This is a genomic window from Marinobacter alexandrii, from assembly GCF_005871205.1.
GTDB classification, from domain to species: domain Bacteria; phylum Pseudomonadota; class Gammaproteobacteria; order Pseudomonadales; family Oleiphilaceae; genus Marinobacter; species Marinobacter alexandrii.
Genome location: NZ_SWKM01000011.1, coordinates 1211944 through 1229059, shown reverse-complemented (window position 1 = coordinate 1229059; position 17116 = coordinate 1211944). Strand labels below are relative to the sequence as shown.

At 58.2% G+C, this 17116-nt stretch carries 16 protein-coding genes; 9 read left to right on the top strand and 7 right to left on the bottom strand.

The features are described 5' to 3' along the window. The first annotated feature begins 44 nt into the window (after positions 1–44). The 6 genes from hpf (at position 45) to yjgA (ending at position 4164) form a co-directional block, all read left to right on the top strand. Positions 45–353 (top strand): ribosome hibernation promoting factor, encoded by a 309-nt coding sequence (gene hpf, locus FCS96_RS06080; RefSeq protein WP_138439308.1) that lies wholly within the window; start codon positions 45–47, stop codon positions 351–353. 89 nt (positions 354–442) lie between these two features. Continuing rightward, the gene (gene ptsN / locus FCS96_RS06075) at positions 443–913 is read left to right on the top strand and encodes a PTS IIA-like nitrogen regulatory protein PtsN (protein WP_138439307.1); all 471 of its coding nucleotides are present in this window, start codon (positions 443–445) and stop codon (positions 911–913) included. Between the two features lie 37 nt (positions 914–950). Continuing rightward, positions 951–1835 carry an RNase adapter RapZ gene (gene rapZ, locus FCS96_RS06070; protein ID WP_138439306.1) on the top strand — a complete coding sequence of 295 codons (885 nt, stop codon included), beginning with the start codon at positions 951–953 and terminating at the stop codon, positions 1833–1835. A gap of 7 nt (positions 1836–1842) precedes the next feature. Further along, positions 1843–2112 carry an HPr family phosphocarrier protein gene (locus tag FCS96_RS06065; RefSeq protein WP_138439305.1) on the top strand — a complete coding sequence of 90 codons (270 nt, stop codon included), beginning with the start codon at positions 1843–1845 and terminating at the stop codon, positions 2110–2112. Between the two features lie 127 nt (positions 2113–2239). Further along, on the top strand, positions 2240–3601 hold the full coding sequence (gene mgtE, locus FCS96_RS06060) for a magnesium transporter (protein WP_138439304.1): 1362 nt from the start codon (positions 2240–2242) through the stop codon (positions 3599–3601). A 32-nt stretch (positions 3602–3633) separates the two neighbouring features. After that, positions 3634–4164: a ribosome biogenesis factor YjgA gene (gene yjgA, locus FCS96_RS06055; protein WP_138439303.1), complete on the top strand. Its 531-nt coding sequence runs from the start codon at positions 3634–3636 to the stop codon at positions 4162–4164. Between the two features lie 16 nt (positions 4165–4180). On the opposite strand, the gene FCS96_RS06050 is transcribed toward yjgA, so the two are convergent. From FCS96_RS06050 to FCS96_RS06020, 7 genes are read right to left on the bottom strand one after another with little or no spacing between them, the layout of a single operon-like run. Next, entirely contained in the window at positions 4181–5020 is an 840-nt protein-coding gene (locus FCS96_RS06050; RefSeq protein ID WP_138439302.1) for a carbon-nitrogen hydrolase family protein, read from the bottom strand. Positions 5021–5032: 12 nt separating this feature from the next. Then, complete coding sequence (locus FCS96_RS06045) at positions 5033–8806, bottom strand: YhdP family phospholipid transporter (protein WP_138439301.1); 3774 nt, start codon at positions 8804–8806, stop codon at positions 5033–5035. 40 nt (positions 8807–8846) lie between these two features. After that, positions 8847–10325, bottom strand: coding sequence for a ribonuclease G (gene rng, locus FCS96_RS06040; RefSeq protein ID WP_138439300.1), 1479 nt, complete (start codon positions 10323–10325; stop codon positions 8847–8849). Then, on the bottom strand, positions 10322–10924 hold the full coding sequence (locus FCS96_RS06035; protein WP_138439299.1) for a Maf family protein: 603 nt from the start codon (positions 10922–10924) through the stop codon (positions 10322–10324). The genes rng and FCS96_RS06035 overlap by 4 nt, the downstream gene beginning before the upstream one ends. A 2-nt stretch (positions 10925–10926) precedes the next feature. Continuing rightward, positions 10927–11403 (bottom strand): rod shape-determining protein MreD, encoded by a 477-nt coding sequence (mreD, locus tag FCS96_RS06030; protein WP_138439298.1) that lies wholly within the window; start codon positions 11401–11403, stop codon positions 10927–10929. Then, complete coding sequence (gene mreC / locus FCS96_RS06025) at positions 11403–12278, bottom strand: rod shape-determining protein MreC (protein WP_138439297.1); 876 nt, start codon at positions 12276–12278, stop codon at positions 11403–11405. The genes mreD and mreC overlap by 1 nt, the downstream gene beginning before the upstream one ends. Before the next feature lie 29 nt (positions 12279–12307). Next, positions 12308–13348: a rod shape-determining protein gene (locus FCS96_RS06020; RefSeq protein WP_041343930.1), complete on the bottom strand. Its 1041-nt coding sequence runs from the start codon at positions 13346–13348 to the stop codon at positions 12308–12310. Positions 13349–13663: 315 nt separating this feature from the next. Between FCS96_RS06020 and gatC the strand changes: the two genes are divergently transcribed. Genes gatC through gatB form a run of 3 tightly spaced genes read left to right on the top strand, consistent with a single transcriptional unit; the run spans position 13664 to position 16913 of the window. Beyond that, entirely contained in the window at positions 13664–13951 is a 288-nt protein-coding gene (gatC, locus tag FCS96_RS06015; RefSeq protein WP_041341056.1) for an Asp-tRNA(Asn)/Glu-tRNA(Gln) amidotransferase subunit GatC, read from the top strand. Positions 13952–13980: 29 nt separating this feature from the next. Continuing rightward, the gene (gene gatA, locus FCS96_RS06010; RefSeq protein ID WP_138439296.1) at positions 13981–15438 is read left to right on the top strand and encodes an Asp-tRNA(Asn)/Glu-tRNA(Gln) amidotransferase subunit GatA; all 1458 of its coding nucleotides are present in this window, start codon (positions 13981–13983) and stop codon (positions 15436–15438) included. 23 nt (positions 15439–15461) lie between these two features. Then, the gene (gatB, locus tag FCS96_RS06005; RefSeq protein WP_138439295.1) at positions 15462–16913 is read left to right on the top strand and encodes an Asp-tRNA(Asn)/Glu-tRNA(Gln) amidotransferase subunit GatB; all 1452 of its coding nucleotides are present in this window, start codon (positions 15462–15464) and stop codon (positions 16911–16913) included. Positions 16914–17116: the final 203 nt, after the last annotated feature.

The following is a 17116-nucleotide window of genomic DNA, read 5'->3' as shown; positions in this document are numbered from 1 at the left end:
AGCCCGGCCCGTTTGGACCGGCACGATGACAACAGGAGACGCCTATGCAACTCAACATTTCAGGCCATCACGTAGAACTGACTCCCGCACTAAAGGATTACGTCTCGGAAAAATTTGAGAAACTTGAACGCCACTTTGACCACATCAGTAATTGTCAGGTCACCTTGCAAGTGGAGAAAGTTCGTCAAATGGCGGAAGCGACGTTGCACGTGGTTGGTGGTGATATACACGCAAAGGCTGAAAACGAGGACATGTATGCGGCCATCGACGGGCTGATTGACAAACTGGACCGCCAGATCCTCAAGCACAAGGAAAAGAATGTAGACCGGATGCACGGCAACGGCGGTCGATAGACGCCAGTTTTCGTGCATGTCATCTCATCGCGCTGCGGCAAGGTTGTTAACCTGCCGCAGCCTTTTTTTTACGGAATTGCAGTCGATTCATGAGCGACACATCCCTAACCATCGAGAACATTCTTGCGCCAGAGCTGACTCTGTGCCGGGTCCCCGCTTCCAGTAAAAAGCGGGTACTGGAATTCATTGCCGAACAGATTCACCAGCATAACGGCACTCTCAGCGAGACCCAGATTTTCAATAATCTGATTGGCCGGGAACGTCTGGGTAGCACCGGCATTGGCCAAGGTATTGCCATTCCCCACTGTCGGCTGGAAGGGCTCGATCATGTGGTGGGCGTTTTGCTGACGCTGGACGAGAGCATTGAGTTTGACGCCATTGATAACCAACCAGTCGATCTGGTATTTGCCCTGGTCGTACCCAAAGAGGCCACCAGCGAACACCTGGAATTGCTGAGTCAGCTGGCGGAAAAGTTCAATGAACGCGCGTTCTGCGATCGACTTCGTCAGTGTGAGGATGCTGCCGCGCTTTACCAGCGCATGACGGCAGCGACCGAGTAAGCCAAAATCTGGCGACGGTATTGGAGAATGTGAGCGTATGAAATTGATTATCGTAAGTGGCAGGTCTGGCTCCGGTAAAAGTACAGCACTTCACGTTCTTGAGGACCTCGGTTACTACTGCATCGATAATCTGCCGATTGGGCTGTTGTTCCCGCTCACCCGTGAGGCGACAGACAAGAGCTCGCCCGGGCGGCTCAGCAAGATGGCAGTCAGCATTGACGCCCGCAACCTGTCTGGCGAGCTGGCCAACTTTGAAGGCATCTATCGCCAGCTTCAGAACACCGGCGTTACCGTCGAGGTTATTTTTCTCGATGCCGACGAACAGTCGTTGCTCCAGCGCTTCCACGCCACCCGGCGCAAACACCCCCTGAGTGATGACAAAACCTCCCTCCGTGAGGCCATAACCAACGAGAAGAAACTGCTGGAGCCGCTGTCCAAGCTGTCGGATCTGTACGTGAACACCACCGGCATGTCGATGTACGAATTACGGGACATGGTGAAGCAGCGTGTGGTTGGCCGAAAAGACCAGGAACTGGCGCTGCTGTTTCAGTCATTCGGATTCAAACACGGGGTTCCGCTGGATTCGGATTACGTCTTCGATGTCCGCTGCTTGCCCAATCCATACTGGGACACCAGCTTGCGTAAGTTCGTCGGCACCGACCAGCCAGTAATCGACTTCCTGGAAAAAGAACCCGCCAGCCGCAAAATGATTGATGACCTGATTGCCTTCCTGGAATCCTGGCTACCGTCTTTCGCGGACAGTAACCGCAGCTACATGACCATTTCCATCGGGTGCACCGGCGGTCAGCACAGATCAGTGTATGTCAGCGAACAACTCAGCGCTCATTTCCGAAAGAGCTACACCAACGTTCAGGTTCGACACACCGAACTACCGCATCTGCAAACCCGCGGAGAAATCTGAGTTCGCCATGATTCGTCGCCCCATCACCATCATTAACAAACTGGGACTCCATGCCCGGGCAACCGCCAAGCTGGTTGCCACGGCCTCCGAGTTCGACAGCAGCGTGCGAATCAGCGGTAAGGGCCGGGATGTAGATGCCAAGAACATCATGCAGGTGATGATGCTGGCGGCCAGCCAAGGCACGGACGTCGAACTGATTGCCGATGGACCGGACGAAGAGGCCGCCGTTGAAGCTCTGACTGCGTTGATTAACGACTATTTCGGCGAGGGCGAATAAGCTTCCAGCGCTCCACCCTACCCTCTACCCTTCTCAGTCGTTCTCTGCGGGATTCACCTACAACTCTTTCTGACCTGTGCGCCCTAACTCCGTTATAATACAGGCGTTTTCTGACTGTGGGTGATCCATGACCGATATTCTGGAAAAAAGCCAGGCCCGCCAACGGCTCCGCTCCCTGAGCGAGGCTCTGGACAGTGGTGCCCTAAAACAGGTTGCCCGCATCCTGAATGGCGGCCTGAGCCCCAGCGATATTGCCCACCTGCTGGAATCGTCCCCACCCCGCCAGCGTGCGCTGCTGTGGAATCTGGTTGATAAGCAACTGGAAGGGGAGGTTCTCCAGTACCTCAGTGACGATATTCGTGGCTATTTCCTGAGCCAGCTGAACGCCCAGGAACTGGCCGATATCATTGAGGATTTCGAGTCAGACGATCTCGCTGACTTGCTCCAGCAGTTGCCGGACACGGTGATCCAGGAAGTCCTGGACACCATGGACGAGCAGGACCGCCAGCGCGTCGAGGAAGTGCTTTCCTACCCGGAAGACACTGCCGGCGGCCTGATGAACACCGACACCATCACGGTGCGCCCGGACATCAGTATCGACGTTGTACTGCGCTACCTGCGCCGACACCGCACACTGCCTCCCATGACCGACAGCCTGATTGTAGTCAGCCGGCGGGACGAGTTTATCGGCATGTTGCCGATCACCAAGATGCTGGTATCCAACCCGGCATCCACGGTGCGGGAAGTCATGGACACTGACATTGAGCCAATCCCCGTTTCCCTTTCCGATACCAAGGTAGCCACCCTGTTCGAGCGCTACGACCTGATCTCGGCACCGGTGGTGAACGAAGATGGCAGACTGCTGGGCCGAATTACCATCGATGACGTGGTCGATGTTATCCGTGAAGACGCCGATCACTCACTGATGAGCATGGCCGGTCTCGATGAAGACGAAGACACCTTTGCACCAATCTGGAAAACCACGCGTCGTCGGGCGGTCTGGCTTGGCATTAACCTGATCACCGCTTTCATTGCCTCCGGCGTCATTGGCCTGTTTGAAGAAACCATCACCAAGGTGGTGGCACTGGCTGTTCTCATGCCTATCGTAGCCAGTATGGGCGGCATCGCCGGTAGTCAGACCCTGACCCTGGTGATTCGAGGCATGGCCGTGGGCCAGATAAGCGGCGCTAATGTGGGCTGGCTGCTGAACCGGGAATTCATGTCTGGCGCCCTCAATGGTGTATTCTGGGCACTGGTCGTTGCGGCGGCAGCCGCTGTCTGGTTCCAGGACCTACTCATTGGCGCCATCATAGCAGCGGCATTGATCATCAACCTGGTGGCTGCGGCGCTGGTGGGAACGGTGTTACCACTGTTCCTGAAATCACGAAACATTGACCCGGCGTTGGCAGGCAGCGTTATTCTGACAACGGTTACCGATGTGGTCGGCTTTATGTCTTTCCTTGGCCTGGCCACGATATTTTACGCGTAACCGACGCACTACCGAACATCAATGGATTTACCATGACTCAGCACGACCAGTACGACGACGAAGACGAATTTGGCAAGAGCAAATCTCAGCTCAAACGGGAAATGCATGCCCTGCAGGATCTGGGCAAGCGCATGCTCGATCTGAGCAATGACCAGCTCGAGACCCTGCCAATCAGTGAGACCCTTCGGTCCGCGATTGAAGAATCCCGTCGCATTCGCCAGAACGAAGCCAAGCGCCGTCACTTGCAGTACGTGGGCAAGATCATTCGTCAGGAAGACGATCCCGATGCGCTGAAACGGGCCATTGATGCGTTTGATGCCGGCAGTGAAGAACACACCCGACGGCACCACCTGGCCGAGCGCTGGCGCGATCGAATGATCACCGAAGGCGACTCAGTGGTGGGTGAATTCTTTAACTACTGCCCGAGCGCCGACATGCAGCATTTGCGCAACCTGGCGCGAAATGCCCGCAAGGACGTCGAAAAGCAGAAGAATACCGGGCAAGCACGAAAACTGTTCCGCTACCTCCGGGAATGCATCGACGACGCCGAAGCAACCAACTGAATTGCTGCCGCCGGCCCTAGAGCCGGCGGTGCTCCCATACCGGCATCCGCTTTCGCAGCTCTGCCAGCTGATCTCCATCCAAGTCTGCCACCACGATACCCGGGCCCTCGACCAACTCAGACACCACCTTGCCCCATGGATCGCAGATCAGGGAATGGCCGTAGGTTCTGCGCCGCTCGCTGTTTTGTCCGCCCTGGCCCGGCGCCACAACCGCAACCTGATTTTCAATTGCACGGGCACGGATCAGCGCATGCCAGTGAGCATCACCGGTCTGCCAGGTAAATGCGCTCGGCAAGCAAACCCAGTCTACGCCCTCGGCACGCAGGGCGCGAAACAGCTCTGGAAACCGGAGATCGTAGCAGATTGCCAGTCCCAGCTTGCCGGCCGGGGTATCAACGGTTACCAGCTGTTCGCCGGGCTCGAAGGTATCCGATTCCCGGTATTGACCATGGGCATCTTCTACCATGGCATCAAAGAGGTGGATCTTGTCGTAACGAGCCACCTCCTGCCCCTGTGCGTCAAAGACCAGACAACAGGCCCTCACCCGGTCAGTGATGGCAGTACCATCCGGCCTCTCGGCCAGGGGCATGGAGCCACCCACAATCCACAACCCCAGGGTTCTCGCCTGCTCCGCCAGGAACGCCCGGATCACGGGCTGGTCGCTGGCCTCGGTACGGCCGCACTCAAGCATTTGATGGGTTGCCAGAACAGCGAAGTTTTCCGGCAGCACCGCCACCGACACTCCCTGATCGGCAGCCTCCTTCAGCAACCTGCGGGCTTCCTGCAAATTGGCGTCAATGTCGTGGGTGCTCACCATCTGGATGGCAGCCACCCGGCCGGAAACGATTGCGGTCATAATCAGCTCCTGTCATTCGCCATTGTCGAATACTCGCCGGAGATCCACCTTCGGGTCGTCCCAGGTGCCAGTCACCCCGTAGGACGCGCTGGTGAGTTTGCTTAAAGGATCGCCCAGAATCTTGTCCAGAACAAACAGGGCTCCACCTATGGGCGCCCCAGCACCCATCAGTAGGGCTGCCAACGGCAGGTTCTGGGTCAGCGGCAATACCACCACCAGACGCATGTCGAGAGTCTCGGTTGCAATGTCGGTTGAACCGCTGAGTTTGAATGCGCCGGACGGCCCCACTACTTGCAGCTCGGGATCCATATTCACCCGCCCGTCCAACAGCTGTGCCCGGCCGGAAATCGCATCAAAGGCCACTCCACGCTCATAGAGATCGGAGAAATCCAGCTTCAGCCGGCGCCAGAGAGTATCGGCATTCAACAGATTAAAGACCCGGAAAAGCTGGGCTGTGTTGTTCTGCTCAAGAATGATGCCCTCGTCCAGCCGGAGACTGACCGACCCGTTCATGTCGGTCAGTGCAATTTCATCCGGCCTACCTGGCCAGTCCAGATCAAGCTCAATGTTGGTGGTTTCGTTAGTCAGGGGAATCTCGGTTCCGAACAGGCTGTTCAGGTCCGCCACTTTGCCACCGGTGACCGAACCGGCAAACCGACTCTTCTCACGGTCATCGATGATACTCCAACTCATATCCCCGACCAGGGTCAATGAGTTAAGCCGGCCCTGAATGCTCTCCACCACTAGCCGGTATGGTTCCGGGCGCAGCTTGAACGACCAGGTCCCCAGGGTTTCATCATCCAGGCGCAGATCGGCAATGGTGGCGTTGACGTCGGGCCACTCGCCCATATCCAACGCCCGAAAGGCTTGCAGCTGCTCCTCGAAGGTCAGCAGTTCCTGCTCCTCCTGCTCGGCTTGCTCATCCCGGGTAAGGCGCACGACTTCGAAGTCTGCCATAACGGTACTGCCATCATCGGGCACCGCCACACGGCCCACGGCCCGCTCTGAATGGGTGGTCACAACCCAGCGGTCGCCCAGGTCCAGAGCTTCAATCTGAATGTCGTTAAGGGTATGGCGCCCCAGGTAGAGATGCCCAAGACTGACCTCCAGGCCACTGGGTTTCCAAAGCACATCAAACGAAGCCCGGTTTTCCCAGGTGCCTGAGACTGCAAGGCCACCGGGTGCTTGCGGATCGATAAACGCTTCCAAGGGTGCAGACTCCTCGGCTGACTTTGCCAACGGTTGCGGCCAGTCAACAGCGACACCTTGCAAGTCTGACCGCACCCAGATCTTGGAGCTGGCATCAGTGCTGACTTCCAAGCCGGCCGCATAATCCACGGTTCCGGTAATTCCCAATGTGCGACCCGGCGCCAAGCCAGCCGCTGCAAGCAGCTCAGCCGTTGGGTATTGTCCCGTCTGCCGGATCGAGAGGGCCTCGCCGGAAGCGCTCCTGGACAGGCGTATCCCCACCGGCGCATCCAGGAACCGGGCAGTCAGCGGCCCGCCTGAGATGCCATCGGCAGATTGATAGGCCAGCTCACCGCTAACCTCATCCCAGACGAGGCCGGCCGGCGGGTAAGCAACTGTTGCCTTGTCGGCGCTCACGCGGGCGTCCACTGAGACTCCCCGCGCCGCATCCAACGGCAATGAGATGCCGAGGTCCAGCCGGTACTGGCCGCCAAACTCAAGGCGCTGGGCTTCCGAGCCTGCCATTTCACCCAACGGGCTGTTGTCCATCCAGAACCGGACCGCCTCGCCAGGCACATCGGCGGAGGCATCAACAACCACAACCGTGCCCTGCTCATCAGGCACCACCATTACTTTACTGGCATTCAGATTCAAACCGCCGGTTTGCGCTTCCTCCAGGGTCACCCGGGTATCGAGCCCATTAACCACCACCTGTCCACGGGCATCTGTCACCTCCGGCCAGCGCGGGTCATAGCGGACGCTGGCGTTCTCAAAGTTGAATTCCATGGAGGAAACAAATGAACCCGGTGGTGCCTCCGAGCCGATCTGACCATGGCCGTAATAGACGCCGGAGGTAACGTCGGCCCGGGTGATAGAGGTTGTCAGCCAGTCGTACAGCTTGGTGCTGACCACCTTGCCTGGAATAAAGTCTTCTAATGCGCTTTCATCGGCCCCTTCTAAGCCGACCTTGAGGCCCAGATTGTCCTCGCCCGCGCGATTCAGTTTCAGGTCGAAAGCGCCGGCAAGCGCCGGACCGTCGAGCTGGCGCATGCGAATGTTGTCCGAGAATACCCGGGTAATGCCACCCTCCAGCTGCCAAGCCACCAGGCCGTCCAACTCCGAAAATGCCCAACCATCGTCGTACAATTTGGGGAATGACAAACGCACCGGCGCGTCGGCCGTGTCGATCTGGACGTAGCCGGCGTTGCGGGCGACATACAGCACACCAGATAGCCCGTTAACACCCGGAGCACCTCGGTAGGCTTCAACGCTCAGGTCGCGAAGCCTTCCGGTGAGTTCAAAGCCGTTGTCGTCACTATCCTCTGGCAACCACAGGGACACCCGGTCCAGATAGCCTCTGGGTCGATAATTATCCAGGGCCTGGGCGCCCCGGTCCGGCAAAATGGGTAGGCGGGAAAGCAACCTGCGCGTGGGGCCCAGTGGTAACGCGTCGGCAATGACGGTGACACCACCCTCCTCCGGCATCAGACGAAGGCTGAACGGCGACACCTGGTTGCCGTTCCAGGTCCACTCCAGCTGCTTGAGATGCCACTCCCCGGGGCCATCAGACTGCCTGGAGGCAACCCCAGTCGCGTTGGAACCTGCTCCCAGCGCCCCCGCCGCCGACCGGCGCCAACCGAACCGGGCCCGGATGTTTTCAATAGGGGCCAGGGATTCTTGGCCAACGCCCAGCTGCAGATAGGGTGTCCGCACCGTTCCGGTGACCTGCAAGAGTTCACCATCGCGGAAGGTCAGCCAGGCCTCCCCGCCAAGATCAAAACCCTCTACCCGAACGGAGCGCCATTGATAGTCATCAATCAGGCCGTCGAACAGCCGACCGGAATTCACATCCAGATAAAGCTGGCCAGTGAAGTCACCCCGGAAGAAGTGTTTTCCGACCAAACTGAAACTGGCCAGCTGTTCGGTGGTTCCGGATTTGATGGCTCGTCCGGAGGCCCGAAAAAGCCCCTTGCGGTAGACCAGGTCCAACTGCGGCACATCAACGGTCCGCACATTGCCCTGGTTGTCGCGGATGCCCAGGCTTAACCGGGTGATTTTGACGTAGGGCTCGGACAGCCACTTACCGGCAAGATCGAGCCAGTCTTTCAGGCGGTGGTTCACCGGCTCGGGCAGCTCGGCGCCACGCACTTCGACCTGTCCCGATTCGGATTGATTCAGCGCCAGCTCAACACCATCAACCTCGAAATCTTCGAAAACAACCCGCATTCGAAGTAGCGACGACAGGAAATCAAATCTCACCCGGAGATGATCCACCTTGGCCGCCGTAACGTCCGAATCGGCGCTGGAGACACTGATATTCCGGGCGGTAAAAGAGGGGTCCAGCCAGAACCAGCGGGAGGACAGACTACCGATAGTGACATCGTGACCAATCCGAACAGATAACGCATCGGCCAGGTCGTCGGCAAAGGTATCAACATTGCGGGTGAGCTGGCGCCCTACTCCCGCATAAAGTGCAAAGACCAAGAGCACCACCAGAAGAAACCACCACACCAGACTGGAAAGTCTGGCGGCAACTTTGACCGGCGGGCTCTCTGCCATGTGCTCCGGCCAGGGTGGCTCTCGGTCGTCGTGGGACATCAGCGAGCCCTATACGCCATGCTGGCAGGCCGGGACCGAATCAGAGCAGAACCACATCGTACTGCTCCTGGCTGTAGAATGGCTCTACCTGGAATCGAATGGTCTTGGTGATGAAGGTCTCAAGATCGGCGACATTGTCGGATTCTTCATCCAGCAATCGGTCAACCACACTTTGGGATGCCATCACCAGATAGTTTTCCGCCTCATAGGCCCGGTTGACCCGCAAAATTTCGCGGAAGATCTCGTAACATACGGTTTCACTGGTTTTCAGGAAGCCGCGGCCATCGCAGATTGGGCAGGGTTCGCACAGCACCTGCCCCAGGCTTTCCGTGGTGCGCTTGCGGGTCATCTCCACCAGCCCCAGCTCGGAAACACCGGTGATTTTGGTCTTGGCGTGGTCGCGCTCCAGCATCTTTTCCAGCATCCGGTGCACCTGGCGCTGGTGCTCCGTATCTTCCATGTCGATGAAATCGATGATGATGATGCCACCAAGATTGCGCAGCCTTAGCTGACGGCTGATCGCCCGAGCCGCTTCCAGATTGGTCTTGAAGATGGTCTCTTCCAGGTTCCGATGCCCAACGAACCCACCGGTGTTGATATCGATGGTGGTCATGGCTTCGGTCTGATCGATGATCACATAACCGCCCGACTTTAGCTGAACCTTGCGGCTAAGGGCTTTCTGGATCTCGTCCTCGACCGAATAGAGATCGAAAATCGGACGTTCCCCTGGGTAATACTCGACCCTGTCGGCAAATTCGGTGACAAACTCATCCACAAACTCCATCACGCGTTGATGGCTTTCACGGCTGTCGATGCGCACTTTTTCCGTTTGAGGCCGGATCAGATCGCGAATGGTGCGGATAAACAGCGGCAGATCCTGATACACCACCGCCGGTGCCTGTACTTTTGAAATACGCTCGTGGATCGACTGACTTAGGCGATGCAGGTAGGTCATATCGCCAATCAGCTCATCCGAGGACGCCGCCTCCGCTGCGGTGCGAATAATGTAGCCACCATCAACTTCCGTCTCTTCTTCGGCCGCGCCTTCCACCAGCCCCTTCAAACGGGCACGCTCGGTCTCGTCCTCAATGCGCTGGGAGATACCCACGTGACTGACACCCGGCATGAATACCAGGTAGCGCGAGGGAATCGACAGTTGAGTGGTCAGGCGTGCGCCTTTGGTTCCAATCGGATCCTTGGTCACCTGTACCACCAGCGACTGCCCCTCCCGGAGCAGTGTCCGGATGTCGGGCACAGTTTTCGGGCTATCGTTGGAGTCGTCTGACCCGGACTGAGAGATCACATCCGAGGCATGGATAAAGGCTGCCCGCTCAAGGCCGATATCGACAAACGCCGCCTCCATACCAGGGAGAACTCTGACCACCTTGCCCTTGTATATATTGCCAACGATGCCCTTGCGGCTGGTGCGTTCAATATAGGCTTCCTGCAACATACCATTCTCAACCAACGCTACGCGGGTTTCGACGGGGGTCACGTTGATCAGAATCTCTTCACTCATGTACGGTTCTCCAGACTGTTTGGCCAGTTTTCCCAGACCGGATGACCGGCATCCGCCAGCAAGGCGGCGGTTTCCTGCAAAGGCAAACCCACTACGGCACTGTAACTGCCGTGCAGATTACTGACAAAAATACCACCGAGGCCCTGAATTCCATAGCTTCCCGCTTTATCCATCGGTTCGCCGCTGACCACATAGGCTGTCACCTCCGCCAGCGACAGCTTGCGGAATTGGACATTGGTGATCACTACCCGGCATTCGCAGTGCCCGTCTCGGGCCAATGCCACCGCAGTCATCACCTGGTGGCTGGCATCGGACAGCTGCATAAGGGTTGCGACGGCCTCATCCTGATCCGCCGGTTTGCCAAGGATGACGCCATCCAGCACCACCGAGGTATCCGAACCCAGCACCATGGCCCCAGGAGACGACGCGGCGACTGCCAGTGCCTTGTCGCGCGCCAGCCGCTCCACATAGTGCTCAGCGGTTTCGTTCGGGAGAGGGGTTTCGTCAACGTCGGCCGGCTGAACCGAGAAAGGAACGCCAATTTGTCGCAACAGCTCGGCCCGCCTGGGAGAAGCGGACGCGAGAATAATGGTGGACATGCTTATCCCAACTTACGGTTGATGTTATCAAGAAGTACACAAAACACTGGCCACGCCAGTGCACTGGTCAGGGCCGGCCACAGGTAACTGAATCCGGCATCATCGGCGCCAAGCATCTGCTTGATGAAATGCACGAGCATCTGATTGATACCCAACAGCAGAAACACCAACAGGCACTGCTGCGGCATCGGGTACATCCGAAGGCGCTGGTGTATCGTTAACACCAGGAATGCGATCAGCCCCATGGCGAGCGCGTTGACACCCAGCGGCGTTGCTTCAAGCACATCCAGCAGCAAACCGAGAATCCAGGCCAGGAAAATACCGAACTGGGCCGGAGCCCGGAAGGTCCAGTAGAACACCACCAGCCCAAGCCACTCCGGACGGAATTCGAACCAGCCGACGGGAAATAGTGAAATACTCAGAACCAGCGCCACTGCCACCGACAGGGCAAACACCGGATAACTGATTACAGATAGCATCAGCCTTCCCCCTCTTCGGACGTTTCAGCGCCGGCATCAGCGTTTCCAACATCATCCTCAGTGATTGCCGGCGGGAACACTACCAGCACCAGGCGACTTTGATTCAGCTGGGCCCGAGGGACCGCCTCTATAGCCACAAACGGCTCGCCGGGTTCCTTGTTGATTAAACTGACCTCAGCCACCGGGTAGCCGCGGGGAAAGCGCCCGCCCAGACCGGAGCTGACCAGCAGATCCCCTTCACGAATATCCGCGGTATCAGGAACATGGACCAACTCCAGGGTTGAGGTATCACCGGTCCCGAGCAGAATGGCCCGCAAGCCGTTGCGCACTACTTCAACTGGCACCGCGTGGCTACTGTCCGACACCAACAACACTCGGGAGGTAATCTGGCTGGTCTGCACCACCTGCCCCATCAGGCCCTGGGCATCCAGCACCGCCTGGCCCGGCCTCAAGCCGTCACTGCGGCCCTTGTTGATGATCACTTCGTGGGAGAACGGATCGGGGGAAACACCGACAACCTCACCAACGATCACGCGGTCATCCAGAACCTCGGAGGAATTCATCAGTCGGCGGAGTTCGTTGTTTTCGGACGCCAGCGCAGCGTATTTCAGCGCCCTGCGCTCAAGGATGAGCAGACGAGCCTTGAGGTCTTCGTTTTCTTGTTGCAGATCTTCTTTGTTTTCAAACAGGCCGGCGAACCAGTCACCGAATTCGGAGGGCGCGTTACCCAGCCAGTACACGGGAGCGAGCCCGGTAGCGATGACACTGCGGACGGTGGAGAGCTTATCAAAACGGGCATCGGCAACCACGAGGGTTGCCGACAGGATAATAATGAGAAAGAGTCTAAAGCCCGGTACCGGTCCCTGGACAAAGATGGTTTTAATGGCAAATCCTCCCTACGGGCTTATCCCTCCTGGGAGAACATTCCAATACCACCCCGGTCAATCACCTCCAGCGCCTTACCACCGCCACGGGCCACACAAGTGAGCGGATCTTCGGCGATGATAACCGGCAGGCCGGTTTCTTCGCTGATCAGCTTGTCCAGGCCACGCAGCAACGCACCACCGCCAGTCAGCACAATCCCGCGCTCGGCAATATCAGAGGCCAGCTCGGGCGGAGACTGCTCCAGCGCGCTTTTAACGGTCTGGACGATCTGCGCCAGCGATTCCTGCAACGCATCCAGAATCTCTTCACTGTTGAGGGTGAAAGCCCGCGGCACACCCTCGGCCAAGTTGCGGCCACGGACATCAATCTCGCGAATTTCGAGACCTTCGTAGGCGCACCCGATTTCGTGCTTGATCCGCTCTGCGGTGGAGTCACCAATCAGACTGCCGTAGTTGCGACGGACGTAGGTCACAATGGCTTCGTCAAACTTGTCGCCGCCGACGCGAACTGACTCGGCGTAAACAATACCGTTCAGGGAGATGATGGCTATTTCTGTCGTGCCGCCACCGATATCAACAATCATGGAGCCGCTGGCCTCCTCGACGGGCAAGCCGGCACCAATGGCGGCTGCCATTGGTTCTTCAATCAGGAACACTTCACGGGCACCAGCGCCCAAGGCGGATTCCCGGATGGCCTTACGCTCAACCTGGGTCGACTTGCTCGGCACACACACCAGTACCCGCGGGCTCGGTGTTATAAAGCTGTTCTCGTGCACCTTATGAATAAAGTGCTGCAACATTTTCTCGGTGACCACGAAGTCGGCAATCACACCATCCTTCATCGGCCGGATAGCGGTGATGTTGCCCGGTGTCCGGCCCAGCATGCGCTTGGCTTCGGCGCCAACGGCGGCCACCATCTTCTGGGAGTTGTTCGTGCGAATAGCCACAACCGACGGCTCATTCAGCACGATGCCGCGCTCGCGCACATAGATAAGGGTGTTGGCGGTGCCCAGGTCGATGGACAGGTCGCTGGAGAATAAGCCTCGGAGTCTTTTGATCAACATTCGTGTAGTTTCAACCTGAGAGTTGCAGTCGCAAAAAAGATGCGGCAACTTTAGCAGTGAGCACCCCCACAGGCAAGGTGAGAACGGGCCTCAAGCCTTACGATTCACGTATTTACCCGGTGGATTGGGGCCTCCCGCCTTTGTTCGAATCTGTTACCATACCCTCTTTATTTTTGGCTTTGGGGACGGGCCGCTCGAAGATTCCCTTTCAAATCACCCTACGAGCCCCTTTTTGTGCGCTTGTAGCGGGCCAGAGCCGCCCTCACCAAGAATCTTTTGTTAACGAGTTTTCATTTACCTGGGAGGCAACGCGTGACCATTTCCCGTGAGGACATTGAAAAAGTCGCTGTGCTCGCCCGCATTCGTGTGGACGACGAGCAAGTCTCAGCCCTTGAGAACGATCTGGGCAACATTCTGGATCTGGTTGACCAGCTCAGCGCGGCAGACACCGACGCGGTTGAGCCCCTGGCCCACCCACTGGACGCCGTTCAGCGCCTGCGCCCGGACGAAGTGACCGAGACCAATCAGCGGGAGGCCTTCCAGGCCATCGCCCCGGCCACCGAGAACGGCCTTTATCTCGTGCCTCGTGTCATCGAGTGATCTGACGACCAGCGAATTCAGGAATCATCATGCATAACAAATCCGTAGCCGAGCTTTCCCGCGAACTGGAGAGCGGCAAGGTATCAAGCGTGGAGCTGGCACAGCAGTTCCTCGACCGAATCAAACAGCAAGACGGTCAGTTCAACAGTTTCATCAGCGTGACCGAAGACCAGGCACTGACCGATGCCAAGGCCGCCGACGAACAACGGGCCGCCGGCAACGCCACACCCTGGACTGGCATCCCATTCGCCCACAAGGATATTTTCTGCACCAGCGGCGTGCGCACCACCTGCGGCTCCCGGATGCTGGAGAACTTTGTACCCCCCTATAACGCCACCGTCACCGAGAACTTCCGAAAGGCCGGTGCCGTGTGCCTGGGCAAGACCAACATGGACGAGTTCGCCATGGGGTCATCCAATGAATCCAGCCACTTTGGCCCGGTGACCAACCCCTGGGGCCTGAGCAAAGGTGAAAAGCGGGTTCCCGGTGGTTCGTCCGGTGGTTCTGCCGCAGCCGTTGCGGCGCGCCTGGTGCCGGCAGCCACCGCCACCGATACCGGCGGCTCGATCCGCCAGCCGGCTGCATTGTGCGGCGTCACCGGCCTGAAACCGACATATGGACGCGTGTCCCGGTACGGCATGATCGCGTTCGCTTCCAGCCTGGATCAGGGTGGCGCCATGGCGCGCACCGCTGAAGACAACGCCCTGATGCTGAACGTTATGGCTGGCTTCGACCCGAAAGACTCTACTTCCGTAGACCGGGCCGTGCCCGACTACACCGCCACGCTGAACGAACCTTTAAAAGGCCTCCGCATTGGCTTGCCGAAGGAGTACTTCTCGGATCAGCTCAGCCCGGCGATGGAAGAACAGGTCCGTTCCGCCGTTAAGGAGTACGAGAAGCTGGGCGCAACGGTACAAGAGGTGTCCCTCCCCAACGCCAAACTGGCCATTGCCGCCTACTACGTCATCGCTCCGGCGGAGGCATCTGCCAACCTGTCACGCTTCGATGGCGTCCGCTACGGCTACCGCTGTGAAGATCCGAAAGATCTGATGGATCTGTACACCCGCACCCGGGCCGAAGGCTTTGGCACCGAGGTCAAGCGCCGAATTCTCGTTGGCACCTACGCGTTGTCTGCCGGCTACTTCGACGCTTACTACCTCAAGGCCCAGAAGGTACGCCGACTGATCCAGCAGGATTTCATCAACGCCTTCAAGGAAGTGGACGTGCTGATGAGCCCGACCACGCCCTCCCCGGCTTTCGCCCAGGGCGAGAAAACCAGCGATCCGGTCACCATGTACCTGGAAGACATTTTCACCATCGCCGTAAACCTGGCGGGCGTGCCGGCGATGTCGGTACCGGCCGGGTTCGTCGATGGGCTTCCGGTTGGCCTGCAGATCATTGGCAACTACTTTGACGAAGCGCGTCTTCTGAATGCCGCCCACCAATTCCAGCAGGTGACCGACTGGCACCAGCGTGAACCGCAATAAGCCCGAGATAGGAGAATTACGCCATGCAATGGGACATTGTGATCGGGCTGGAAATTCACGTTCAGCTCGCGACCCAGACCAAGATTTTTTCCGGCTCCAGCACCGCTTACGGGGCTGAGCCAAACACCCAGGCCAACGCGGTCGACCTCGCCATGCCGGGCACTCTACCGGTTCCCAATGAGCAGGCCTTCCGGTACGCCGTCATGTTCGGCCTGGCGGTGAACGCCGAGATCGAACGCCGTTCGGTGTTCGAGCGCAAGAACTATTTCTACCCGGACTTGCCCAAGGGCTACCAGACCACTCAGTTGGAGCGCCCCATCGTCGGCCCCGGCCATGTGGATATTGATCTGGCCAACGGCGAGACCAAGCGGGTCCGCATCCACCACGCCCACCTGGAAGAAGATGCCGGCAAGTCCCTGCACGAGGACTTCCATGGTATGACCGGCGTGGACCTGAACCGGGCCGGCACGCCTCTGGTTGAAGTGGTCACCGAGCCGGACATGAACAACGCCGAAGAAGCGGTGGCGTTCGCAAAGAAGCTGCACAGCCTGGTGACCTCTCTGGGCATCTGCGACGGCGACATGTCCCAGGGCTCCATGCGCTTTGATGTGAACATTTCACTCAAGCCGAAAGGCTCGGACACGCTGGGTACCCGCACCGAAACCAAGAACCTGAACTCGTTCCGGTTCATGGAGCAGGCCATCGCCCACGAAGTCGAGCGGCAGATGGACATCCTGGAAGACGGCGGCGTGATCGTGCAGGAAACGCGCCTGTACAACGGAGACCGGGACGAATCTCGCTCCATGCGCAGCAAGGAGGAAGCTAACGACTACCGTTACTTCCCCTGTCCGGACCTGCTTCCAGTGGAGATTGACGACGCCTTTATCGAGCAGGCACGCAGCCGTCTGCCAGAATTGCCGGACGCCCGCAAAGCCCGATTCAAGGAGCAGTACGGCCTGAACGATTACGATGCCGGCCTACTCAGCGGCGATGCGAAGCTGTCAGCGTTCTTCGAGGAAGCGGTCAGCCACGGTAAAGATGCCAAACTCACGGCCAACTGGATTCAGGGTGAGTTCTCTGCACGCCTGAACGCCGAGGAGAAAACCGTGACGGAATCGCCCATCACCGGCGCACAGCTCGGCGATCTGATTGTCCGGATTGCCGACAACACCGTGTCTTCCTCCGGCGCGAAAAAGGTGTTTGAATCCCTCTGGAGCGGTGAGAGTGACAATGTGGATGCCATCATTGACGCCCAGGGCCTGAAGCAGGTCTCGGACACCGGCGAACTGGAGAAGATGGTCGATGAGGTGCTTGCCGGCATGCCGGATCAGGTCGCTCAGTACCAGAACGAGGACGATCCGAAGAAACGCAAGAAAATGCTCGGTGGCTTCATGGGACCGCTGATGAAGGCCTCAAAAGGACAGGGGAACCCCAAGCTGTTCAATGAGATCCTGGTGAAAAAGCTGGGAGGTTAAGGCCTTTCGATCTGGTTCGGGGAGGGTCATAGCGATCGTCCCCGGACCAAACCTCCCTCGATACGGTCGGCATTTTGTGATGGCCTTGTCAAAAAAACCGCAACAAATCTGCCACAAAGAACGACACGCTTCTTGCTGACTACAAAGTAAACAACTAAACTTTTCCGAGTTTAAGTGTTTTTTCTGGAAGGGATTTTGGGGAA

Excerpts from the sequence above, each read along its gene's own strand:
- hpf (WP_138439308.1), top strand. The coding sequence starts at position 45 with ATGCAACTCAACATTTCAGGCCATCACGTAGAACTGACTCCCGCACTA.
- ptsN (WP_138439307.1), top strand. The coding sequence starts at position 443 with ATGAGCGACACATCCCTAACCATCGAGAACATTCTTGCGCCAGAGCTG.
- rapZ (WP_138439306.1), top strand. The coding sequence starts at position 951 with ATGAAATTGATTATCGTAAGTGGCAGGTCTGGCTCCGGTAAAAGTACA.
- FCS96_RS06065 (WP_138439305.1), top strand. The coding sequence starts at position 1,843 with ATGATTCGTCGCCCCATCACCATCATTAACAAACTGGGACTCCATGCC.
- mgtE (WP_138439304.1), top strand. The coding sequence starts at position 2,240 with ATGACCGATATTCTGGAAAAAAGCCAGGCCCGCCAACGGCTCCGCTCC.
- yjgA (WP_138439303.1), top strand. The coding sequence starts at position 3,634 with ATGACTCAGCACGACCAGTACGACGACGAAGACGAATTTGGCAAGAGC.
- FCS96_RS06050 (WP_138439302.1), bottom strand. The coding sequence starts at position 5,020 with ATGACCGCAATCGTTTCCGGCCGGGTGGCTGCCATCCAGATGGTGAGC.
- FCS96_RS06045 (WP_138439301.1), bottom strand. The coding sequence starts at position 8,806 with ATGTCCCACGACGACCGAGAGCCACCCTGGCCGGAGCACATGGCAGAG.
- rng (WP_138439300.1), bottom strand. The coding sequence starts at position 10,325 with ATGAGTGAAGAGATTCTGATCAACGTGACCCCCGTCGAAACCCGCGTA.
- FCS96_RS06035 (WP_138439299.1), bottom strand. The coding sequence starts at position 10,924 with ATGTCCACCATTATTCTCGCGTCCGCTTCTCCCAGGCGGGCCGAGCTG.
- mreD (WP_138439298.1), bottom strand. The coding sequence starts at position 11,403 with ATGCTATCTGTAATCAGTTATCCGGTGTTTGCCCTGTCGGTGGCAGTG.
- gatA (WP_138439296.1), top strand. The coding sequence starts at position 13,981 with ATGCATAACAAATCCGTAGCCGAGCTTTCCCGCGAACTGGAGAGCGGC.
- gatB (WP_138439295.1), top strand. The coding sequence starts at position 15,462 with ATGCAATGGGACATTGTGATCGGGCTGGAAATTCACGTTCAGCTCGCG.